Source organism: Nonomuraea sp. NPDC059194, from assembly GCF_042754765.1.
In the GTDB taxonomy this organism is placed as follows: Bacteria; Actinomycetota; Actinomycetes; order Streptosporangiales; family Streptosporangiaceae; genus Nonomuraea.
On sequence record NZ_JBHZBH010000004.1, the window covers coordinates 286,029 to 306,116 of the forward strand.

General features: G+C 70.9%; 22 protein-coding genes and 1 pseudogene. 10 read left to right on the forward strand and 13 right to left on the reverse strand.

Annotated features, from left to right (window positions below; genetic code table 11):
• Positions 1-81 precede the first annotated feature (81 nt).
• The gene (locus ACFXJ8_RS08585; RefSeq protein WP_379643195.1) at positions 82-672 is read right to left on the reverse strand and encodes a DUF1579 family protein; all 591 of its coding nucleotides are present in this window, start codon (positions 670-672) and stop codon (positions 82-84) included.
• Between the two features lie 81 nt (positions 673-753).
• Between ACFXJ8_RS08585 and ACFXJ8_RS08590 the strand changes: the two genes are divergently transcribed.
• Positions 754-1,455: a hypothetical protein gene (locus ACFXJ8_RS08590; protein WP_379643196.1), complete on the forward strand. Its 702-nt coding sequence runs from the start codon at positions 754-756 to the stop codon at positions 1,453-1,455.
• Between the two features lie 57 nt (positions 1,456-1,512).
• Here ACFXJ8_RS08590 and ACFXJ8_RS08595 read toward each other — a convergent pair whose 3' ends face one another.
• From ACFXJ8_RS08595 to ACFXJ8_RS08610, 4 genes are read right to left on the reverse strand one after another with little or no spacing between them, the layout of a single operon-like run.
• On the reverse strand, positions 1,513-2,301 hold the full coding sequence (locus tag ACFXJ8_RS08595; protein WP_379643197.1) for an IclR family transcriptional regulator: 789 nt from the start codon (positions 2,299-2,301) through the stop codon (positions 1,513-1,515).
• A gap of 33 nt (positions 2,302-2,334) precedes the next feature.
• Positions 2,335-2,919, reverse strand: a complete 585-nt coding sequence (locus tag ACFXJ8_RS08600) for a hypothetical protein (RefSeq protein ID WP_379643198.1) — start codon at positions 2,917-2,919, stop codon at positions 2,335-2,337.
• A complete protein-coding gene (locus ACFXJ8_RS08605; RefSeq protein ID WP_379643199.1) occupies positions 2,916-3,197 on the reverse strand; it encodes a Dabb family protein in 282 nt (93 codons plus the stop codon). The genes ACFXJ8_RS08600 and ACFXJ8_RS08605 overlap by 4 nt, the downstream gene beginning before the upstream one ends.
• A gap of 32 nt (positions 3,198-3,229) precedes the next feature.
• Positions 3,230-4,129, reverse strand: a complete 900-nt coding sequence (locus tag ACFXJ8_RS08610; protein WP_379643200.1) for a hydroxymethylglutaryl-CoA lyase — start codon at positions 4,127-4,129, stop codon at positions 3,230-3,232.
• 66 nt (positions 4,130-4,195) lie between these two features.
• Between ACFXJ8_RS08610 and ACFXJ8_RS08615 the strand changes: the two genes are divergently transcribed.
• The 4 genes from ACFXJ8_RS08615 to ACFXJ8_RS08630 are packed head-to-tail and all read left to right on the forward strand — an operon-like array spanning position 4,196 to position 7,078.
• Entirely contained in the window at positions 4,196-4,825 is a 630-nt protein-coding gene (locus ACFXJ8_RS08615; RefSeq protein WP_379643201.1) for a GntR family transcriptional regulator, read from the forward strand.
• On the forward strand, positions 4,822-6,018 hold the full coding sequence (locus tag ACFXJ8_RS08620; RefSeq protein ID WP_379643202.1) for a CaiB/BaiF CoA transferase family protein: 1,197 nt from the start codon (positions 4,822-4,824) through the stop codon (positions 6,016-6,018). The genes ACFXJ8_RS08615 and ACFXJ8_RS08620 overlap by 4 nt, the downstream gene beginning before the upstream one ends.
• A 38-nt stretch (positions 6,019-6,056) precedes the next feature.
• A complete protein-coding gene (locus tag ACFXJ8_RS08625; protein ID WP_379643203.1) occupies positions 6,057-6,482 on the forward strand; it encodes a hydantoinase/oxoprolinase N-terminal domain-containing protein in 426 nt (141 codons plus the stop codon).
• The gene (locus tag ACFXJ8_RS08630; RefSeq protein ID WP_379643204.1) at positions 6,479-7,078 is read left to right on the forward strand and encodes an isochorismatase family protein; all 600 of its coding nucleotides are present in this window, start codon (positions 6,479-6,481) and stop codon (positions 7,076-7,078) included. Before ACFXJ8_RS08625 ends, ACFXJ8_RS08630 begins: the two co-directional genes overlap by 4 nt.
• A gap of 36 nt (positions 7,079-7,114) precedes the next feature.
• Here ACFXJ8_RS08630 and ACFXJ8_RS08635 read toward each other — a convergent pair whose 3' ends face one another.
• The gene (locus ACFXJ8_RS08635; protein WP_379643205.1) at positions 7,115-7,810 is read right to left on the reverse strand and encodes a FadR/GntR family transcriptional regulator; all 696 of its coding nucleotides are present in this window, start codon (positions 7,808-7,810) and stop codon (positions 7,115-7,117) included.
• A 124-nt stretch (positions 7,811-7,934) separates the two neighbouring features.
• Between ACFXJ8_RS08635 and ACFXJ8_RS08640 the strand changes: the two genes are divergently transcribed.
• Together ACFXJ8_RS08640 and ACFXJ8_RS08645 are read left to right on the forward strand one after the other, a co-directional pair.
• Positions 7,935-9,503 carry a class I adenylate-forming enzyme family protein gene (locus ACFXJ8_RS08640; protein ID WP_379643206.1) on the forward strand — a complete coding sequence of 523 codons (1,569 nt, stop codon included), beginning with the start codon at positions 7,935-7,937 and terminating at the stop codon, positions 9,501-9,503.
• Positions 9,504-9,650: 147 nt separating this feature from the next.
• Complete coding sequence (locus ACFXJ8_RS08645; RefSeq protein WP_379643207.1) at positions 9,651-10,895, forward strand: DUF4437 domain-containing protein; 1,245 nt, start codon at positions 9,651-9,653, stop codon at positions 10,893-10,895.
• A 213-nt stretch (positions 10,896-11,108) separates the two neighbouring features.
• Here ACFXJ8_RS08645 and ACFXJ8_RS08650 read toward each other — a convergent pair whose 3' ends face one another.
• From ACFXJ8_RS08650 to ACFXJ8_RS08660, 3 genes are read right to left on the reverse strand one after another with little or no spacing between them, the layout of a single operon-like run.
• Positions 11,109-12,548 carry a dihydroorotase family protein gene (locus ACFXJ8_RS08650; protein ID WP_379643208.1) on the reverse strand — a complete coding sequence of 480 codons (1,440 nt, stop codon included), beginning with the start codon at positions 12,546-12,548 and terminating at the stop codon, positions 11,109-11,111.
• Entirely contained in the window at positions 12,490-13,341 is an 852-nt protein-coding gene (locus ACFXJ8_RS08655) for an IclR family transcriptional regulator (protein WP_379643209.1), read from the reverse strand. The genes ACFXJ8_RS08650 and ACFXJ8_RS08655 overlap by 59 nt, the downstream gene beginning before the upstream one ends.
• A complete protein-coding gene (locus tag ACFXJ8_RS08660; RefSeq protein WP_379643210.1) occupies positions 13,338-13,544 on the reverse strand; it encodes a hypothetical protein in 207 nt (68 codons plus the stop codon). The genes ACFXJ8_RS08655 and ACFXJ8_RS08660 overlap by 4 nt, the downstream gene beginning before the upstream one ends.
• Positions 13,545-13,647: 103 nt before the next feature.
• Between ACFXJ8_RS08660 and ACFXJ8_RS08665 the strand changes: the two are divergent.
• The 3 genes and pseudogenes from ACFXJ8_RS08665 to ACFXJ8_RS08675 form a co-directional block, all read left to right on the forward strand.
• A pseudogene (locus ACFXJ8_RS08665) lies at positions 13,648-13,806 on the forward strand (CoA transferase); the annotation flags it as partial.
• 186 nt (positions 13,807-13,992) lie between these two features.
• A complete protein-coding gene (locus ACFXJ8_RS08670; RefSeq protein ID WP_379643211.1) occupies positions 13,993-14,787 on the forward strand; it encodes a cyclase family protein in 795 nt (264 codons plus the stop codon).
• Positions 14,788-14,829: 42 nt separating this feature from the next.
• Complete coding sequence (locus ACFXJ8_RS08675) at positions 14,830-16,242, forward strand: MmgE/PrpD family protein (protein WP_379643212.1); 1,413 nt, start codon at positions 14,830-14,832, stop codon at positions 16,240-16,242.
• 302 nt (positions 16,243-16,544) lie between these two features.
• Here ACFXJ8_RS08675 and ACFXJ8_RS08680 read toward each other — a convergent pair whose 3' ends face one another.
• From ACFXJ8_RS08680 to ACFXJ8_RS08695, 4 genes are read right to left on the reverse strand one after another with little or no spacing between them, the layout of a single operon-like run.
• A complete protein-coding gene (locus ACFXJ8_RS08680) occupies positions 16,545-17,360 on the reverse strand; it encodes an HpcH/HpaI aldolase/citrate lyase family protein (RefSeq protein WP_379643213.1) in 816 nt (271 codons plus the stop codon).
• Positions 17,361-17,389: 29 nt separating this feature from the next.
• Positions 17,390-18,553, reverse strand: coding sequence for an acyl-CoA dehydrogenase family protein (locus ACFXJ8_RS08685; RefSeq protein ID WP_379643214.1), 1,164 nt, complete (start codon positions 18,551-18,553; stop codon positions 17,390-17,392).
• A gap of 1 nt (position 18,554) precedes the next feature.
• Entirely contained in the window at positions 18,555-18,938 is a 384-nt protein-coding gene (locus ACFXJ8_RS08690; protein ID WP_379643215.1) for a Zn-ribbon domain-containing OB-fold protein, read from the reverse strand.
• The gene (locus tag ACFXJ8_RS08695) at positions 18,935-20,077 is read right to left on the reverse strand and encodes an acetyl-CoA acetyltransferase (protein WP_379643216.1); all 1,143 of its coding nucleotides are present in this window, start codon (positions 20,075-20,077) and stop codon (positions 18,935-18,937) included. The genes ACFXJ8_RS08690 and ACFXJ8_RS08695 overlap by 4 nt, the downstream gene beginning before the upstream one ends.
• Positions 20,078-20,088: the final 11 nt, after the last annotated feature.

Here is a 20,088-nt window from a genome sequence, read left to right on the forward strand (position 1 = left end):
ACGACCTGCGGCCGGCTGGGCAACGGCGAGCGCCCCGGCCCTCGTGCGGTGCTCAGCCACCGCCGAGGGCCAAGGTGGGTGTCAGTCGGTCCGACGCGTGTAGACCACTCTGTCCGCCAGGCGTTCCTGCTGTCCCGGCGGTGTGAAGTACATGTCGAGGGTGTGTCGGCCCTTCGGGCTGATGGTGATCACCGTTCGCATCGGGATGGCCTTGCCGACGTACTCGGGTCCCAGCATGCCCGGGTCGGTGAATTGGCCGGGGATCGACAGCACCTTCGGGTGGCCTTCCACCGCCTCGCCCCGGTAGGTCATCGCCTGCGGGGTGACGTTGTCGAACGTGGTCCACTCGTGGCGCTTGTCGATGTTGGAGAAGCCCAGCACGCCGATCCGGTGGTACGGCCTGCCGCCGAGCCTTGCGGTCGTCTCCTGCAGGTAGCGGTTGCCCGTCTTGGTGAGCCAGCGCACCTTGACCGTGATGTCGCCCGAGACGACGGGCCTGCCGTCCTTGCCGATCACGTAGTTGGTCTTGGTGGCCTTCCACGTGCCGACCAGGAGCTCCAGCGGCGGTGATAGGGCCCGGGCTGCAGGGCATCCTCTGGCGCGACCACCGTCACCGCCGCGCGAGCCGTACCGGCGGCCTCCGCGGTCCCTGTCAGGCCGCGACCAGCCCATGTGGCTTGAGGGAGCGCACCCCATTCCGTCCTCGTTTCACACAGTGTAACGTTGTTTCCCTCACGTCGGCCGGAGGGATACATGGCAGCTCATTCGCACGGCTGGTGGATCATCCTGCACCTCGCGCTGTTCGTCTTCTGGCTCGGTGGCGACCTCGGAGTCTTCTACTCCAGCCGGTACGTGCTGCGCGAATCACTGAGCGTGGAGGCCAGGACCACAGCCTTGAAAATCATGAGCGGGCTCGATCTGGCGCCCAAGATCTGTCTGGTGCTCTTTCTGCCCAGTGGCGTGACCCTGATGGCGCTCGATCCGCACGGCGCGACGTTGTTCGGCGTCCCCCTGTTCCCGCTGTGGTCTGTGATCCTGGTGTGGGCCTTCGCGCTTGGCTGGCTCGCGCTCACGGTTGTGGCGCACACCAATCCGACCTTGCTGGTCAAGCGGGCGGACTGGGCGATCAGAGTCGGGCTCGTCGCGGCCATCGGCGTTGCGGCGCTCTACACCCTGACCGCGGCCGAGCCCTTCGGCGTGGAGACCAACCCGCGCTGGCTCGGCGCGAAGCTGGCCCTGTACGCCGTCGCGATCGTCGCCGGGCTGGGCATCCGGCTCACCCTTCGCTCCTTCGGGCCCGCTTTCGCCATGCTGCACGCTTCGGGATCGACGTCCGAGGTGGAGCTGAGGTTGCGGCGCTCGGTCGACGGCTGCCTGCCGTACGTCTGGACGATCTGGGGCAGCGTTCTGGCCGCCGCCATCCTGGGTGTGCTCAAACCAGGTGCGACCCTGTAGACGGGCTCCCACGCCAGGACCGGGAGCTCCAGGCGGTGGCGCGCGAAGTGGCGGGGCTCAGCCGCCGTAGCCGAGCTGAGCCGACAGCCTGCTTGCCGCCTCGACGACGGCAGGGGCGAGCCCTTGCATGTGGGGTTTGAAGCGGGCGCTCGGGCCGGAGACGCTGACGGCGGCGATCACCAGCCCGTCATGGTCCAGCACCGGCGCGGCCACCGACGCGGCGCCTTCCTGGCGCTCGCCAAGGGAGGTGGCGTAGCCCTTCTTGCGGATGGCTGCCAGCTCGGCGCGCAGTTTGTCCGGGTCCGTGATGGTCTTGGCGGTCAGCGCGTCGAGCTTGTGCCTGACCAGGTAGCCCTCGACCTCCTCCTCCCGCAGGAAGGCAAGGATGGCCTTGGAGGAGCTGCCCGCGTGCAGGGGGTAGGGGATGCCCAGAGACACCTCCATCCGCAACTCCTGGTCCGGGACCACCTGGTCCACGTACAGGCGGGTGTCGCCGCGTCGTACCGACAGCGTCGCCGTCTCCCCGGCGCGGGCGGAGAGTCGGCGCAGCTCGGGACCGGCCATCGCCCGCAGGTCGGTGCGGGCCAGGTACGCCCGGCCGAGCGCGATGGCCGCGTGTCCGAGGGAGTAGCGCCTGCTCACCGGGTCCAGCGCGATGAGCTCCCTGCTGCGCAGGGCGGTGAGGATGCGGTGGACGGCCGCCTTGGTGAGGTCCAGCTCGGTGGCGATCTCGGTCACCCCCAGGTCGGGCCGGGAGCTGCGCCCGAACAGCAGCAAGACGTCCATCGCACGCTCCACCGCGGCGATCGACCGGCTCTGGTTCTCGGAGTCCGCCTGAACTGTCACGGGGCTCAGTGTATTTCCCCACGGGAAACATCGTCACCTCGACGCGGCATCCGGCGGGCCGGGGACCGAGATCGCCGCGAGTAACACCGCCTCCCCCGCGTTTCCCAGGATCGGAACCGCCACCGCGGCGGCCGAGGCGACCAGGAGCGTCACTCCACCAAGCAACAACCACGGACGGCGATGCCGTACCCACGCGAAGATTCCCGCCACGAGCAGTGCGACGGTCGTGATCAGCGCCGCGACCGGAGGGCCTGATTCGGCGTCCACGTAGCGGAGCGTGCCGGCCCAGCGGCGCGGCTCGAAACGCAGACCCCAGAGGGCCACCGTGCCCGGGACGATCAGGGCGGCCGCCAGCAGCCACGCTCCTGGCACAAGCCGGGTTCCGCCGGCCGCGTAGACGATCAGCAGTGGCGTCAGTACGGCGTGGGCGGCGAACCGGGCAAGCGTGAGCGTTTCCAGCGGCTCACCCACTCCGAGGAGGGAACCCACGCCCACGATGGCCGAGTCGGCGGAGACTCCCACCGCCACGATCGCCGGCAGGGCCAGCTTCTGCGCGGCCAGCCGTACCGCCAGACCGGCCTGAACCACGGCCAAGAGGCCGTAGAGCAGGGAGATCATGTCTGGAAGTCCACGACGGCGCGGGCGGCCAGACGCGGACGCAGCCATCGCGCCACCTCCAGGTGAGCGTGGTGCTCCTGGTAGGCCCGCAGGTGCTCGGCCGTGTCGTGCTCGGTGATCAGGCACAGGTCGTAGGAGACGGGCGTTCGCAGCTCGTCCAGCTTCACAGTGAGAGCACTGATTTCCGGAATCCTGCCGCGTAAGCCCGCGAGCAGGTGCTCGGCGTGAGAAGCATCGCCCGGATCGGTGAACTTCATCAGCACGACGTGGGTGAGCACGCCCGCCTCCTCTTCTGTGGACGCAACCAACCTCAACTGACGGCCTCGGGCCACATTCCGGCGCGGCCGAGCTGCGCGGGGACCGCCGCGCCGAGCTGCTTTTCGATGAGGGCCGCGGCGGCGAGGGTCGCGGGCAGGTCGGCCCCGGTTCGCACGCCGGAGCGATGCAGCAGGTAGAGCAGGTCCTCGGTGGCGATGTTGCCGGTCGCGGCGGGCGCGAAGGGGCAGCCGCCGATGCCGCCCGCGCTGGCGTCCAGAGCCGCGGCGCCCGACTCCAGCGCGGCGACCGCGTTGGCGTAGCCGGTGTTGCGGGTGTTGTGGAAGTGGAAGCGCAGCGGCGCGGCGGTCGCCTCGCCGACCGCCGCGGCCAGGCGGCGCACGTCCGCGGGGACGCCGACGCCGATCGTGTCGGCCAGCGCCACCTCATCGGCGCCGGGGCAGCGCCGGACCAGTTCGGCGACCCGGGCCGGTTCCACCTCACCCTCGAACGGGCAGCCGAAGCTCGCCGCCACAGTGAGTGTCACGCCGAGCCCGGCCCTGCTCGCCCGCTCGGCGATCACGCCGAAGCTCCGGACCGCGTCGTCCACGGACATGCCCTGGTTGCGCCGCGAGAAGGTCTCGGTGGCCACCACCACGACGTTGACCTCGTCCACTCCTGCCGCCAGCGCCCGGTCCAGGCCCCGCTCGTTCAGCACCAGGCCCGCGTAGCGCACCCCGGAGACCCGCGGCACGCGCGCCATGACCTCCTCCGCGTCGGCCATCTGCGGCACCCGGCGCGGATGGACGAAGCTGACCGCTTCGACACGCCGCAGCCCGGCCGTGACGAGCGCCTCGATGTAGGCCACTTTGGCGGCGGTGGGCACGATCACCGGCTCGTTCTGCAGGCCGTCGCGCGGGCCTACCTCGATCACCTCGACATCGATGGATTGCATACAACCTCTTGTCATAAAGCAGGTGTTTCCCCATCATGGTGACAGCTCAACCGAAGGAATGTACACATGCCAGTTGTCGACGATCTCAGAAACCTGATCCTTGGCGGCCAGTACGCCCCCGGGAGCAGGCTCGGCGAGGTCGAGCTCGCCGAGATGCTCGGCGTCAGCAGGACCCCGGTCCGCGAGGCGCTGCGGCGTCTGCAGGCCGAGGGGCTCGTCGAGGTCGTCGCCAACCGGGGGGCGCGGGTGGTGGAGTATCCCGGCGAGGACCTGGAGACGATCTTCGAGCTGCGCGCGCGGATCGAGGGGCTGGCCGCCCGTCAGGCGGCCGCCGCCGCGACCCCCGAGGATGCGGCCCACCTGCACCAGGTCGCCGTCTCGATCAGGGATCACGCCGAGCGGCGCGACCTCGACGAGGTCTACCGGCTCAACGCCGAATTCCACCAGGCTCTGGTACGGCTGGGCGGCAGTACGGTCCTCGCCCAGTCGATCAGCTCGCTGATCCACTCGCCCGTCCTGCTGCGCACGTACAGCTCCTTCGACGACGAGGCCATGCGGCGCAGCGTCAACCACCACATCGAGATCGCGGCAGCCGTACACGCCGGAGATCCGGACTGGGCAGAGGCGGTCATGCGGGCCCACCTGTTCTCCGCCAGGGCGTCGCTGCTGGGTCCCCGCAACCAGGAGAACAGATGAGAGGCCTTCCCCTCGGCGACATCCGGGTCATCGAGCTCGGGCAGCTGCTCGCCGGGCCGTTCTGCGGACAGCTCCTCGGCGACTTCGGCGCCGAGGTCATCAAGGTGGAGGACCCCGGCAAGGGCGATCCGATGCGGCAGTGGGGGCGGGAGAAGCCGTACGGAAAGTCGCTGTGGTGGCCGGTCGTGGCCCGCAACAAGAAGTCGGTCACCTGCGACCTGCGCACTCCCCAGGGCCAGGACCTCGTCCGGCGGCTGGTGGCCACGTCCGACGTGCTGCTGGAGAACTTCCGGCCGGGCACGCTGGAGCGCTGGGGACTGTCACCGGAGGAACTGCACGCGATCAACCCCCGGCTGGTGATCACCAGGGTCACCGGCTTCGGGCAGACGGGACCGTACGCGCCCCGGGCGGGCTACGGCTCGATCGGGGAGGCGATGGGCGGCCTGCGCCACGTCACCGGCGATCCCGACCGGCCGCCGTCGCGTACAGGGATCTCCCTGGGCGACTCGCTGGCCGCCACCCATGCCTGCGTCGGCACGCTGGTCGCGCTGCACGAGCGGGAGCGCAGCGGCAAGGGCCAGGTCGTCGACTCGGCGATCTACGAGGCCGTGCTGGCGATGATGGAGTCGCTGCTGCCCGAATGGCAGCAGGCGTCCTACCAGCGTGAGCGCACCGGGCCCGTGCTGCCCAACGTCTCGCCGAGCAACGTCTATCCCACCAAGGACGGCGACTCCCTGCTCATCGCCGCCAACCAGGACAGCGTCTTCCGCCGGCTGGCCGTCGCGATGGGCGCGCCCGCGCTGGCCGACGACCCGCGTTACGCCACGCACAGCGCCCGAGGCGAGCACATGGCCGAGCTCGACGAGCTGATCGCCGCATGGACGGCGCAGCGGCCGGCCGACGATCTGCTGGCCCACCTGAACGACAGCGGCGTCCCCGCCGGCCGCATCTACACGGCCGCGAACATGTTCGCCGACCCCCACTTCGCCGCCCGCGAGGCGATCGTCCGCGTCCCGCACCCCGACTTCGGCGAGCTGGCCATGCAGAACGTCGTGCCCAAACTGTCGGCCACCCCCGGCAGCGTGCGCAGCGCCGGGCCACAGCTCGGCCAGCACAACGGTGAGGTCTACCGCGGTCTGCTCGGCCTGTCCGACGAGGAGATCACCGCCCTGGCAGCCGCCGGAGTCATCTGACGGGCTACCGCAAGCACCCCCGCTCTGAAAGGAGCACCATGCGCTACCGGCTGGGAGTGGACGTCGGAGGGACGTTCACCGACATCCACCTCATCGACCAGGACACCGGGCGCACCTTCCGCGCCAAGGCCCCCTCCACTCCCCACGACCAGTCGGTCGGCGTCCTGGCCGGGACCGAGAAGATCGCCCGTTCCTTCGTGCCCGGTGGCCTGACCGGCTGGATCATCTGGCCGAAGCCCGAGCCGCTGGCGGCGCTGGAGGACACCGTCGAGGCGGTCGAGCGGGTCGCCGACGACGGCTCGGTGCCGGTCTCCCCCGGCGACGTGCTGCACTTCGTCACCTGGGGCGGCGGCGGGTGGGTCGACCCGCTGGAGCGCGACCCGGAGCTGGTCGGTCTGGAGGTACGGCGCGGCCTGGTGACCGTCGAGGGGCTGCCCGCCCCGCTGCCGCCGGTCCGGGCATGACCGGGAACCCCTTCGGTCGATCTCTGCCGTTCGGGGAGCGCCCGGCGCTGGTCCTCGTCGACCTCATGCGCGCCTACTTCGAGCCGGGCGCCGAGCTGTACATCGGCTCGCGGGCGTGCCTGGAGTCGGCCGCCCGGGTTCTGGCCGCGGCCCGCGTGGCGGGCATCCCGGTGATCCACACCCGGGTGGCCTTCGGCCCGGACGGCGTGGACGGCGGTCTGTTCTTCCGCAAGGTCGCCCCCCTACGGCACCTGGTCGGCGGCGGCCCGCTTGGCGCACTGATGCCCGAGGTGGCGCCGGGCCCCGGCGAACTCGTGATCGTCAAGCAGTACGCCAGCGCGTTCTTCGGCACCACGCTGGCGTCCACCCTGCACGCCCTTCGCGTGGACACACTCGTCGTCACCGGGGTCTCCACCAGCGGCTGTGTCCGCGCCACCACCGTCGACGCGATCCAGCAAGGCTTCGTGCCGATCGTCGTACGGCAGGCGGTGGGCGACCGCGATCCCCGCCCGCATGAGGCCAATCTCTTCGACATCCAGGCCAAGTACGGCGAGGTCTGGGAGGAGGGCGACGTGGTGGCCCGGCTGCGGGGGTGACGCCGGGTGCCACGCCTTCGGCGGACGGCCAGGCGGTCAGCGCGTCCGGTCGATGGACAGGTACGTGGGACGCAGGCGCCCCAGGTGGGCATGGGCGGCCTCGCGTGCCCCCTCCTCGTCGCCCGCTTCGACGTAGGCCAGGATCTCCCGGTGGTCGCGGTCGACCTCGTGCCAGAACCGCCCAGGCGCCCGTCCGCGCAGGAAGCGCTCGTCCAGCAGTTGGAAGACCGGCCGCGCCACGACCTCGACCAGCGGGTTGCCGGAGGCCTGGAGCAGCACGGCGTGGAAGCGCTTGTTCGGCTCGTACATCTGTTCCGGCTCCAGCGCCGCCGGGTCGAACAGCGTCGCCCGCAGGTCGGCCAGGTCCGACTCACTGCGGCGGAGTGCGGCGAGGCCGGTCGCCGGCACCTCGAGCAGGTCCCGTATCTCCAGCAGCTGGTCCACGGTGATCCGGGCGTCCACGGCGAGCAGGTCGAGGCTGGTGCGCAGGTAGTCGCTGATCTGCTCGGGCCGCGGCGCCACCACGAAGCTCCCTCCGCTCACACCCCGGAGGGTGGCGATGAGGTTCTGGCTGGCCAGCAGCCGCAGTGCCTCCCTGACGGTGCTGCGGCTCACACCGTAGGCGGCCGACAGCTCGGGTTCGACAGGCAGCCGGTCACCGGGGCGGAACTCCCCGGCCATGATCCGGTCACGCAGGTCCGCGGCGAGGCTCTGATAAGCGGGAGTAGGCACATCAGAGATCGTAGGGGAAACGTCAGACTTTCCATTGACGCCGGCGATCCCCTGCGACACCCTCGGTGAGGGAATTGAAATAGCGTTTCTCATAGTGGAACAGCTTGGAAGGGAAGGTGTTCCGATGCCGCTGCAGCCCGGTGGTGCCGCCCTGTCCATCGCCGGCGGCGTGCGCGAGTTCGCCGTCGCCACCCCCGGAGCGGTCGCCGTGACCGACGGCGACCGGCGGCTGAGCTACCGCGGCCTCGACGACCGGTCGAGCCGGTTGGCCAACGCGCTGCTAGCCGCGGGACTGCGGCCCGGCGAGCACGTGGCCGTCCTGCTCGGCAACCGGATGGAGTACCCCGAGGTCGCCTGCGGCATCACCAAGGCCGGGCTGGTCATGGTGCCGCTCAACCCGCGTCTGACGCCGCCCGAGGCGGCCTACATCCTCGAGCACTCGGGCAGCAGGGCCCTGATCCTGGACAGCACGTTCAGCGCGGTCGTCGCCGACAGCGCACCGAAGACCGTGCTGGCGATCGGCGCCACCGAGCTCGGCCCCTCCTACGAGGCGGCGCTCGCCGGGGTGCCGGGCACCGACCCGCGCGTTCCCGTGGACGAGCGCGACCCGTTCTGCGTCGCCTACACCTCCGGCACCACCGGCCGGCCCAAGGGCGTGGTGATCAGCCACCGGTCCCGCGCGCTCACCTTCTACGCCTCCGCCCTGGAATGGGGCCTGGGCACCGGCCGCCGTACGATCGCGGTCGCGCCGATGTACCACGGCGCCGGCTTCGCCTTCGGCTACGCACCCGTCCACACCGGCGGCACGGTCACCATGCTGCGTTCATGGGATCCCGAGCGGCTGCTGGCCATGATCGACCGGGAGCGGGCACAGTCGATCTTCCTGGTGCCCACCCACGCCCACACGATCCGGGCGCTGGGCGAGGCCGCGCTCCGCGGATACGACCTGTCCAGCCTGGACACGATCTATTTCAACGCGGCCGCCCTGCCGGGACCGCTCAAGGAATGGGTGCTCGACGCCTTCCCCGGCGTCGGTGTGCACGAGCTGTACGGCTCGACCGAGGCCGGGATCGTGAGCAACTGCCGCCCGGCCGACGCCCGGCGCAAGGTCGGCTCCGTCGGCCGGCCGTGGTTCATGACCGAGGTGCGGGTGCTCGACGACGAGGGCGATCCCGTCGGCCCCGGTGAGCGGGGTGAGCTGTTCAGCCGCTCGCCGTACCTGATGAACGGCTACCTGGACGACCCGGAGGCCACCGCGGCCTGCGTGACCGACGACAGCTATCTCACCAGCGGCGACATCGTCGTCCGGGATGAGGAGGGCTACATCTATGTCGTCGACAGGAAGAAGGACATGATCATCTCAGGCGGGGTGAACATCGCGCCGCGCGAGGTGGAGGAGGTCATTGCCGCCTTTCCCGGCATCGCCGAGGCCGCCGTCGTGGGGCTGCCCGACGACCGCTGGGGCGAGCAGGTCGCGGCCTTCGTGGTCACCCTGCCCGAAGCCTCGGTGGACCCGGCCGCGCTGGAGGCCCACTGCCGCGCCCGCCTCGCCGGGCCGAAACTCCCCCGGCGCCTCGAGTTCGTCCCCGCCCTCCCGCGCAACGCCGCGGGCAAGATCCTCAAGCGCGAACTCCGCGACGTCGCGGGCCCCGCTGTGGGCGGTCTCTTGAGATGCGATCCAAGGGAGGCGTAAACTTCAGACGTTTCCTGAAACCTTGTTCCTCAAAGTGGAACAAGAACCTTCGCGCCCCTGGGACACCGAATCGTCTCGACGTCTGTCCCCTCTCTCGTACCGTCGCGGACGGGAACCTGCGGGCGCGCGACCGAAGGAGAAAGCTTCATGCGCCCCCACGTCGAGCTGATCCAGGAGAACGACTACATCTGGCACGCCGCCGAACTGGTCGGCGGGGAGGGCCGGGCCAGCGAGCGGCGGCTGTCGGTGGACGAGGAGGACGGCTCGTCCTCGCTGCGCGTCGACTTCCACACCCGCTGGGGCCGGGGGCCCGGCATCCACCACGCCAACACCGAGTACTACGTGCTCGAGGGCTCGATGACCTACGGCGGGCGTGAGATCGGCAAGGGCGGCTACGTCTACGTCCCCAAGGGCGTGCCGGCCGACGCCATCACCTTTGCCGAAGGCACCAAGATTCTTCACTACCGTGAGTACGGCGACGCCGGGTTCGACCCCGTCGACAACCTCAGCGTCCCCCGATGGGACGGCGCGCGCGAGGACGTCATCGTCATCGACTCCGCGGCCATGCGGTGGGACGCCGTGCCGAACGCCGGCCCGATGCCCGGCCTGTTCATCAAGTACCTGCACGTCGACCCGGTCACCGGGTTCTACACCCGGCTGGTGCACGCCCAGGAAGGCTGGGCCGACCACCGGCTGGCCCACCACCCCTGCTACGAGGAGGCCTACACCACCCAGGGCCACATGGAGTACAACTTCGGCACCCTGGACCTGGGCACCTACTTCTTCAGGCCCGCCCGCGTCAAGCACGGCCACTTCACCACCATGGAGGGTGGCGCCACCTGGCTGCTGCGCTCCGACGGCGAGCTGCACAACTGGTACACCCAGCACGAATGGGTCCGCTGGGGCGGCGAAGCCGTCAACTACGGACCGAACGGCGGCCGTATGCGCTGGTCCCAGTCCACCCACGACCTGGGACGCGGCTCGACCCCGCGCAGTGACCGCGACCTGGCCGACCTCGCCGCCTCCGTACGCTTCCAGCGCGAGCAGGGCGCCGACGACGCCGACTACATCCCGCACGGTCGCGGCACCGACCGGAGTCTGATCGCCATCGCCAAGGCCATGGACGCCGCCCGCCTGCAGGGCGGTCACGACGACGCACATCACCACGATCACCACCACCACGACGACCACGACCACGACCACGACGGGGCGCTCGACTGGGGCGCCGACGCGCACTCGCTGGAACACGCCGATGAGCGCACTGACGCCGGCGCCCACAACCGGGGTCAGGGCCGCGCGTGGAAGGCCGGCGACCCGATCCCGGCCCCGATCGTCTCCAGCATCCCGGTCCGCAGCCGCTCCCGGGGCCGCTGGGACGGCGACGGCATGTGACCCAGCGCAGGCGGCCACCTGTCCCGTGCGGCTCGCACTGACACGAAGAGGTTGACGCGGCCCACGCGAACAGGCGGCCCCTCCACGCGGGAGCCTCCAGGGATAGGACAGTCGGCCACGCTTGGTGGTGGGTCGATGTCGGCAGCCGCCGGCGCTCAGGCCCCGGAGGCGGCGGAACTCGATGTTCAGGTCCTCGACGTTCAAGGTGAGGATTCAGCTACGGCGCAGGTACGAACCGCGCGGTTCCCCGACCACCTCGCCGTCGCGGTAGGCGACGCGCCCGCCGACCACCGTGGCCACCGGCCAGCCGGTCACCTCGACGCCCTCGAACGGACAGTGGTCCTGGCCCGACAGCAGCAGGTCGGGCGTGACGGTCCGCGTCAGCTCCGGGTCGACCACGGTGAAGTCGGCGTCGAAGCCGACCGCCAGGCTGCCCTTGCGGCCCCACAGGTTGTACGCCTTGGCCGGGTTGGCCGAGGCCACCTCGGCGATCCTGGTCAGCGGGACGTCCCGCTTGAGGTGTCCCTCGGAGACGAGCACGGGGTAGAGCAGGGCGGTGCCGCCGAAGCCCGGCCTGGCCGGCCACAGCTCGTCGCCCTTGTGCTCCTCCATGCAGCAGGCGTGATCGGAGGCCACCCAGCCCACCACGCCGTCGCGCACGCCGCGCCAGAGCGCCTCGTTGTGCTCTCTGGTCCGGATCGGCGGGTTGACCTTGCCACCCAGTCCGCCGCGCGCGTCGAGCTCGTCGTGGTCGAGGCAGAGGTGGTGCAGCGTGGTCTCGAACCGCATGTCCACGTGCCCGTACAGCTCGCGGGCGGTCGTCGCGGCTGCGAGAGCCTCGGCACTCGACAGGTGGAGCAGGTTGAGGTTGGTGCCGGTGTGGCTTGCCAGGGTGGTGGCTTCGGCGATCGCCACCCGCTCGGTGAGCGGCGGCCGGCCCTCGCTGTAGGCACGCAGGTTCTGCGGGGCGCCGCTGCGCTGCACCCGGTCGATGAAGACCCGCATCAGCTCCGACTGCTCGCAGTGCAGCGACAACGACAGCCGGACGTCCGGCCGGGCGGCCTGGACCGCGGAGAGCTGCTCCATGATCAAAAGCAGATGACCGAGGTCGTACTCGTCGCCCATGGTGAAGGCCCGGGCGTCCCTGCTGTTGGCGGCCAGGTCGAAACCCTTGTAGAACATGTAGTACTTGTACGAGGTGATCCCGTGCTCCTCGACGAGCTGCGGGATCTCGCCGATCTGCTCGACCGTCATCGGCGCCAGATGGAACCCGTAGTCGGTGAAACACCGGCCGGCGACCGCGTCCAGGACCTCGGGGAAGATCTGCTTGTACGGCCCGGTCCTGTCCAGGTAGTGCTGGCCGGTCCGGAAGTACGACAGCACGGTCGTGGCCCCGCCGACCAGCGAGGATCGCGTCTCCTCGAACGCGTCGAGCGCCAGGTCGCGGTAGATGCCGATGTGGAAGTGGGCGTCGATCGCGCCGGGGAGAACGATCTTCCCGGATGCGTCGACCACCTCGGCGGCCTCCGCCGGGGGGATGTCCTGGGCGGTCGCGGCGACGCGGCCTCCGGAGACGGCCAGGTCGGCGCGGATCTCACCGTGGTAGGGAAGGACGAGCAGCCCGCCCTTGACGAGCAGGTCGTAGCGGTGCATCGGGGGATTCCTTTCGATTGCCCAGCTGGGCGGAGAGGCGGTCGGTGACCTCGAGCAGCGCGGCCGCGCAGGCGTCGGCCTCGCCGACGAAGCGCTCCGCGGGCCCGCACACGCTGATCACGGCGACGGGCCGGGCGTGGTGGTCGAGGACCGGGGCGGCGACGGAGGCAGCACCGCTCTGCCGTTCCGCGATCGACATCGCGTAGCCGCGGCGGCGGATCAGCGCGAGCTCGGTGCGCAGGCGGTCGTGGTCGGTGACGGTGGACGCGGTCAGCCGCGTGAGCGGCTGACGCAGGTACTCGACGATCTCGCCGTCGGACAGGAAGGCGAGGAACGCCTTGGACGACCCGCCGGCGTGCAGGGGATAGGGCACGCCCAGCGAGACGGACATGATGACCTCGCGTTCCGGGGTCACCTGGTCGATGTAGACACGGGAGTCGCCCGTGCGGATCGACAGCGTGGCCGTCTCGTTGGTGCGCCGGCTCAGTTCGATCAGCTCGGGCCCGGCGAGCCGGCGGACGTCGATGCGGTCGAGGTATGCCAGCCCGAGCCGCATCGCGGTCAGTCCGAGAGAGTAGCGCCTGCTCTCCTCGTCGAGCTCCACCAGCCCCCGGGTGCGGAACGACGCCAGCACGCGGTGGACGGCCGCTTTGGACATGCCGAGGCTCTCGGCGATCTCGGTGACGCCGAGCGTGAGAGCACCTGACTCGGCGAACAGGACGAGGATGTCAGCGGCCCGTTCGACGGTGGCGACGGTCTGGCTACCGACGTCGGATGCGGCGCGGGTGGTCATCGTGGACTCCTTCGGTTCGGGCGGCCCGTCACTCGCGCCGGAGCCCGACGGTCGCTGTAGTACCAGCGCACTTCCCTGACCATCGGCAGCTCCTGGTAGAACCAGCGCTCCCGGTCCTCCAGCCAGGTCCAGAACTCCTTCATGTTCCGGCGCGCCGCCCGCCCCGAGAGCCGCATTCGGTAGACGAGATAGATCACAAGCATCGTTTCCCATCAGGTGACGAGGTTTCCTTTTGGTGGGCGCTCCGCCAACTGTTGAGTTACAGTTTGAAACATCATTCCGCAAATAGGAACACTTGAGCCGGAGTTGCCTGTGGAGAACGGAACAGCGGAAGGTCCTCTCAGTGGCGGCCCCCTGGCCGCGACGATCCTCGGCGACTACGGCGCCGAGGTGATCAAGGTGGAGCACCCCCGGCACGGCGACCCGTCCCGCAAGCACGGCCACACCAAGCACGGTGTCGGCCTGTCAGTACCGGGCGCTCGACACGATCACCACAGTCGACGACACCGAGCTGGGGCCGCTGCGCATGCAGAACGTGCTGTTCCGCCCAGCGCGCACCCCCGGCTCCATCCGCTGGGCCGGCCCCCGATGGGGCCCACGGGCTCGGCGCCGAGGAGATCGCGCGGCTGCGCGAGAAGGGCGTGATCTGAGTTGTCCCTGTGGAAGGCCCTCGACGGGGCCCGGGTGTTCGACCTCGCGCAGCCGATGCGCACGGGTATGCCGCAGTCCCCCAACCACCCGCCGTTCCGGATGGTGCTGGAGCGCCGGCACGGCGACATGGTCCGCGCGGACGGCGGCTCGGCGGCCAACGAGATCATCGTGACCGGCGGGCATGTCGGCACCCACGTGGACGCGCTGGCCCACGTCTCCCAGGAGGGGCTGCTGTACGGCGGGCGCAGCGCGGCCGACGTCATGTCGCACGAGGGGTTCGGCGCGCTCGGCATCGACGACTTCGCGCCCTACGTGGGCCGGTGCGTGCTGCTCGACGTCGCCGCCGCCCACGAGGTGGCGACGCTTCCTCCCGGTCACGAGATCACCGCCGAGGACCTGGAGAAGGCGGCCGGCACCATGGAGATCCGCGAGGGCGACGCCGTACTGATCGGCACCGGCTGGTCCCGGCTGTGGCACGACCGCGAGGCGTTCGTCGGACAGCGGGACGGCGTTCCGGGGCCGGGCGCCGAGGCGGGGCGCTGGCTGGCCGAGCGCAGGCCACGCGTGGTCGGCGGCGAGAGCATCGCCTTCGAGCACATCGCCCCCGGCCGTGGCCACGCGACACTGCCCGTGCACCGCATCCTGCTGGTGGAGGCGGGGGTCAACATCGTCGAGACCATGCGGCTCGCCGAGCTGCTCGACTTCGGCGCCCGCGAGTTCCTGCTCGTCCTGGGCCCCCTGCCCATCGTCGGGGCCACCGGTGCCCCCGTCCGCCCCCTGGCGATCGTCGGCTGAGCCCGGCGCCCCCTTCCCTCTCCCTCCTGGAGGACGAGCCGCATGACAACCCATGTGCGACGCCTGGCCGAGTTCGCCACGAGCTGCCGCGACAAGGGTCTGCCCGGCGAGGTGCGCGACGACGTGACCGGCCGGGTGCTCGACGTGCTCGGCAACTGCCTGGCCGCCTACGCCGAGCCGGAGGGCGACGCCGCACCCGCCGTCCTGCGCGCCGTGCGCCGCTGGGGTGGGACACCCGAGGCCACGGCGATCGGCAGCGGCGACCGGCTGCCCGCGCCGTCGGCCGCGCTGGTCAACGGCACCCTCGCGCACGCCCTGGATTTCGACGACACTCATCTGCCGTCCGTCCTGCACCCGAGCGCGCCCGTGGTGCCTGCCGCCCTCGCCGCGGCCGAGGCCACCGGCGCTCCCGGCGCCATGCTGGTGGCCGCCGTCGCGGCGGGCATCGAGGTGTGCAACCGGCTCGGCATGGCCTCCTACCTGCCAGAGGCGCGCAACTCGCTGTTCTTCGAGAAGGGCCAGCACGCCACCTCCATCTGCGGCACGATCGGCGCCGCGGTCGCCGCCGGGCTGGTGTACGGGCTGTCCGCCGAGGGGATCGCGCACGCCGCGGGGGTGGCCGCGAGCATGGGCTCCGGCCTGATCGAGGCCAATCGGACCGGCGGCACGATCAAGCGGGCGCACTGCGGCTGGGCGGCCCACGCGGGCGTATCGGCCGCCGTCCTAGCGCTGGAGGGGTTGACCGGGCCACCGACCGTGCTCGAGGGCCGGTTCGGCTTCTTCCGGGCGTGGATCGACGGGCGCTATGACGCCGATGCCCTGCTGTCCGGCCTGGGCGAGCGGTGGGAGCTGCTGCGCACGGTCTACAAGCCCTACCCGTCCAACCACTTCACCCACCCGGCCATCGACTGCGCGCTGGCCCTGCGGGAGCGCGGGGTCGATCCGGCGGACATCGAGGAGATCGAGCTGGGCGTCCCCGCTCCCGTGCTGCGCACCATCGCCGAGCCGTACGAAGAGAAGACGCGGCCGCGCTCGCCCTACCACGCGAAATTCTCGGGGCCTTACACGGTCGCGGCCGCGCTGCTCGGCGGCGGCGGGCTCGGGCTGGCTCTGGACGACTTCGCCGAACTCGACCCGGTGCGGCTGGCGCTCGCCGCCAAAGTGCGGTGCGTGGCCGACGAGCGCGCCTCGGAGATCTTCCCCCAGGCGTTCGCCGCGGTGCTGCGACTGCGGCTGCGCGACGGCTCGACGCCGGAGCACCGGGTGGACTGCTCGCGGGGCGGCCCCGGGCACCCGCTCTCGCCGGAAGAGTTGGCGCTGAAGTTCCGGACGAACGCCGGGCGGGCACTGCCGGAGGAACGGGTCGCGGCACTGGTCGACGCGGCACGGCGGCTGGAGGCATCCGACACTGTCGCAGGCCTCCTCGGTTTGGCCACACCTTCTGTTCCACTGTGAGGAACGTTCCGCTCGCTGCACGACGAGTGGCAGTGGACCAGCGACATCCCGCCGCCAACGGTAAGCGACCTCCACGGCGAGCGGGCCGATTGCCGACCCGCCCATCAGGCGCACCAGCGAGAGCGATCGCCCGTCTGGGTAGGCGTGCAGCCGCGCCATTCGCACCGGCGCCGTCGAGCCTGGGATGGCGAAATCGCGGTTCAGCAGGTCGTCGCCGAGACGGATCACGAGCATCACCCCGGGAGAGGACCGGAGCCGGGGTCCCCGTCGCCACGACCGGGTGCTTCGAAGGCGGCATGAGATTATCGAGAGGCAGCGTCGAGGACCCGGCGGGCCTGGCGGATCACGGCCTCGTCGACCATGCGGCCCGCGTCGTCGAGCACCACCCCTGAGCCGGACGCCTCGAAGCGCACGATCAGCGACCGCGCCCGTTCGATCTCCTCGGCGGTCGGGGTGAACACCTCGTTGGCGATCGCGACCTGGGCGGGGTGAATGCAGGCCCGGCCGTGGAAGCCGAGCCGCTTCAACGCCCTTGTCGACTCCCGTAACCGGTCCAGGTCGCGGAAGTCGGCGCTGACCGGGCCGAGCGGCGGGCCGATCCGCGCCGCCGCACTCGCCAGCACCACCTGGGATCGCGCCCACAGCAGTTCCCGCTCGTCGGGCCCGGGCTCCACGCCGAGGTCGGCGCGCAGGTCGGCCTCGCCGAGCTGGAGCCGGACCACTCTGGGCGCCCGCGCGATCGCGGCGGCGGCCAGCACGGCGGCCCCGCTCTCCAGCAGCGGGCACACCTTGATCCAGGGGGCATCGCCGAGAGCCTCGTCAACGGCGGCCAGTTCGGCGGCCGATTCGGTCTTGGCCACGCACACTCCGGCCACCCCGGGCAGCGCCACCGCTCCCAGGTCCTCGTGGCCGAGTTCTCCGGGGTTGATCCGGACCCAGACCTCGGGACCGGCACCGGAGAGCGTGCGCAGCCACTCGGCGACCGTCCCACGGGCCCGCTCCTTGGCGGAGGGCGGGACCGCGTCCTCGAGGTCGACGATCAGGGCGTCGGCGCCCCGGTCGAGGGCCTTGGCCAGCTTGTCCGGCTGGTCGCCGGGGACGTAGAGGGCCGACCTCATCGTGCCCGATCCATCTGCCGCGCCGTACGTCACCAGCCGACCTTCCCCTTGCCGGAGAGCAGGGCTCGGGCGATGACCATGCGCAACACGTCGTTGGTGCCCTCACCGATGGCCATGAGTGGCGCGTCGCGGTAGAGCCGCTCGACGACGAACTCCTGCGAGTAGCCGTAACCGCCGTGGATCCGCATCGACTCCAGCGACGCCTTGATCGCGACCTCGGAGGCGAAGTACTTGGCCATGCCCGCCTCCATGTCGACCCGCTCGCCCGAGTCGGCCCTGGAGGCGGCCCAGTAGGTGAGCAGCCGGGCGGCCTGGATCTCGGTGGCCATATCCGCCAGCTTGAGCTGGATCGCCTGGAACTCCGCGATCGGCTGCCCGAAGGCGGTGCGCTCCTGCGAGTACGCCAGCGCCGCGTCGTAGGCCGCTTGGGCGATGCCGAGCGCTCGCGCGGCGACGTTGAGCCGGCCGCTTTCCAGGCCTGACAGGACCTGCTGCATGCCACGCCCCTCGACCCCGCCGAGGAGGTTCGCCACCGGCACCCGCACGTCGTCCAGCACGACCTCGCACGACTCGGTGCCCTTGTAGCCGAGCTTGGGCAGGTCGCGGCTGACGCTGAAGCCCTCGGACGAGGCGTCCACCAGCAGCACCGACATGCCCTTGTGCGCAGGGGCGGTCTGCGACGTCTTGACCAGCACAGGCAGCGGGTCGGCATGGCGGGCGTTGGTGATCCACGTCTTGGTCCCGCGGACCACGTAGTGGTCGCCCTCGCGACGGGCGGTCGTGGTGATGCCCTGCAGGTCGGTGCCCGCGCCCGGTTCGGTGAGCGCGATGCCGGTACGGCGGGCGCCCGTGGCCAGGTCCGGCAGGTAAGCCTTCTTCTGCTCGTCGGTGCCGTGCCTGGCGATCATCCAGCAGGCCAGCGAGTGCGAGCCGATCGTGCCGGCCACGCCCATCCAGCCCCGGGCGATCTCCTCGAAGACCAGGGTGAACGAGACATTGTCCGCCTCAAGGCCGCCATACGCCTCGGGCACGGTCAGCCCGAACAGCCCCATCCGCTTCATCTTGTCGACGATCTCGGCTGGGTAGCGGCCGGAGTGCTCCCACTCCGAGGCGACCGGCACGATCTCCTTGTCGACGAACGCGCGCAGCGTCTCGCGGAAAGCCCGCTGCTCGTCGGTCAGCTCGAAGTCCATGTCACTCCTTTTCGAACACGGGAAGGCGGCGGCCGTCGTCGAGGGGGCGCCAGGCCAGCCGGACGGACTCGTCGCAGCGCCAGCCATCCGGGGCGGCGCCGACCAGGTTGGTCAGCAGGATCGGGCCCTCGGCCAGCCGTACCCGGGCCACGACATAGGGCGTCGTCAACTCGGGGAACGGTGACCGGTGCACGACCGTGAAGGAGTCGACCACGCCTCTTCCGGCCGACTCGGTCCAGGACAGGTCCATCGACCCGCAGGCGGTGCACAGCGCGCGAGGGTAGTGCTGGCGGTGGCCGCAGGCCGTACACATCTGGAGCAGCAGCCGGCCCTCGCGGGTGGCCGCCCACCACGGCTCGGTGATCTCGTCGAAGGGAATCGTCACCGGTCCACCCCCAGCAGCACGGTCGCGTGGGTCGAGAAGATGCCGCCGGTGCCGTGGGCCAGCGCGACCTCCGCGCCGGGGACCTGGCGGTCGCCGCACTCGTCGCGGAGCTGGCGCACGGCCTCGACCAGCAACAGCAGGCCGTACATCCCGGGATGGCAGTAGGACAGGCCGCCGCCGGTGGTGTTGAGCGGGAAGCCGCCGCCCGGCCTGATACGGCCGCCGCCCACGAACTCGGCCGCCTCTCCCGGCTTGCAGAAGCCGAGCCCCTCCAAGGTCATCAGCACGCTGATGGTGAAGGAGTCGTACACCTCGGTCACATCGACGTCCTCAGGGCCGAGCCCTGCCATCGCGAAGGCCCTGCGGCCCGAGTCGATCGAGCCGGGCCGCAGCAGGTCGTCCGCGGCGATCATGCCGGTGTTGGTCGTCGACTCGCCGTAGCCGAGCACCACGACCGGATCGCGGCGCAGGTCGCGGGCGCGTTCCAGCGACGTCAGCACGATCGCCCCGCCGCCGTCGGTGACCAGGCAGCAGTCGGCCACGGTCAGCGGCGCCGACACCATGGGCGCGGCCAGCACGTCGTCCACGGTGAGCGGCCCCGCCCCGTACCGGAACGCGGCGGGGTTGCGCTGCGCCCACGCGCGCGCGGCGACCGCGACCTCGGCCAGGTGTTCGCGCCCCACGCCGTACACGTGCAGGTAGCGCTGGGCCACCATCGCGTAGTACGACAGCGGGAACAGTGGGCCGTACGGCGTCTCGAACTGGGCCTCGGGCGTGTGCGTCTCCAGCACTCCGGCGAGCGACCGGGACCGGGCGCTGCGCTGGTTGGAGCCGTAGGAGATCAGCACGGTCGAGCACTGCCCGGCCTCGATCGCCTGCACGGCCCGCGCCACGTACATCTCGAACGCCGAACCCCCGGCGAACGTGGAGTCGGTCCAGGCGGGCTCGATCCCGAGGTACTCGGCCACCTGGGTGGCCGAGAAGCGGGAGACCCCCGCGGTGGCCAGGCCGTCCACGTCCGAAAGGGCCAGCCCGGCGTCGGCCAGCGCCCGGGTGACGGCCTGGGCCTGCAGGTGCAGGATCGACTTGTTCGTCACCCCGAGGTCGGACTCGGCCGCCCCGACGATCGCCACGGTCACGGCCACCACCC

What these genes read in the sequence shown, in the direction of transcription:
- ACFXJ8_RS08660 (WP_379643210.1), bottom strand. Translation starts at nt 13,544, where the DNA reads ATGCTTGTGATCTATCTCGTCTACCGAATGCGGCTCTCGGGGCGGGCG.
- ACFXJ8_RS08650 (WP_379643208.1), bottom strand. Translation starts at nt 12,548, where the DNA reads ATGCACCGCTACGACCTGCTCGTCAAGGGCGGGCTGCTCGTCCTTCCC.
- ACFXJ8_RS08590 (WP_379643196.1), top strand. Translation starts at nt 754, where the DNA reads ATGGCAGCTCATTCGCACGGCTGGTGGATCATCCTGCACCTCGCGCTG.
- ACFXJ8_RS08615 (WP_379643201.1), top strand. Translation starts at nt 4,196, where the DNA reads ATGCCAGTTGTCGACGATCTCAGAAACCTGATCCTTGGCGGCCAGTAC.
- ACFXJ8_RS08620 (WP_379643202.1), top strand. Translation starts at nt 4,822, where the DNA reads ATGAGAGGCCTTCCCCTCGGCGACATCCGGGTCATCGAGCTCGGGCAG.
- ACFXJ8_RS08610 (WP_379643200.1), bottom strand. Translation starts at nt 4,129, where the DNA reads ATGCAATCCATCGATGTCGAGGTGATCGAGGTAGGCCCGCGCGACGGC.
- ACFXJ8_RS08645 (WP_379643207.1), top strand. Translation starts at nt 9,651, where the DNA reads ATGCGCCCCCACGTCGAGCTGATCCAGGAGAACGACTACATCTGGCAC.
- ACFXJ8_RS08675 (WP_379643212.1), top strand. Translation starts at nt 14,830, where the DNA reads ATGACAACCCATGTGCGACGCCTGGCCGAGTTCGCCACGAGCTGCCGC.
- ACFXJ8_RS08625 (WP_379643203.1), top strand. Translation starts at nt 6,057, where the DNA reads ATGCGCTACCGGCTGGGAGTGGACGTCGGAGGGACGTTCACCGACATC.
- ACFXJ8_RS08600 (WP_379643198.1), bottom strand. Translation starts at nt 2,919, where the DNA reads ATGATCTCCCTGCTCTACGGCCTCTTGGCCGTGGTTCAGGCCGGTCTG.
- ACFXJ8_RS08585 (WP_379643195.1), bottom strand. Translation starts at nt 672, where the DNA reads ATGGGCTGGTCGCGGCCTGACAGGGACCGCGGAGGCCGCCGGTACGGC.
- ACFXJ8_RS08680 (WP_379643213.1), bottom strand. Translation starts at nt 17,360, where the DNA reads ATGAGGTCGGCCCTCTACGTCCCCGGCGACCAGCCGGACAAGCTGGCC.
- ACFXJ8_RS08640 (WP_379643206.1), top strand. Translation starts at nt 7,935, where the DNA reads ATGCCGCTGCAGCCCGGTGGTGCCGCCCTGTCCATCGCCGGCGGCGTG.
- ACFXJ8_RS08655 (WP_379643209.1), bottom strand. Translation starts at nt 13,341, where the DNA reads ATGACCACCCGCGCCGCATCCGACGTCGGTAGCCAGACCGTCGCCACC.
- ACFXJ8_RS08630 (WP_379643204.1), top strand. Translation starts at nt 6,479, where the DNA reads ATGACCGGGAACCCCTTCGGTCGATCTCTGCCGTTCGGGGAGCGCCCG.
- ACFXJ8_RS08685 (WP_379643214.1), bottom strand. Translation starts at nt 18,553, where the DNA reads ATGGACTTCGAGCTGACCGACGAGCAGCGGGCTTTCCGCGAGACGCTG.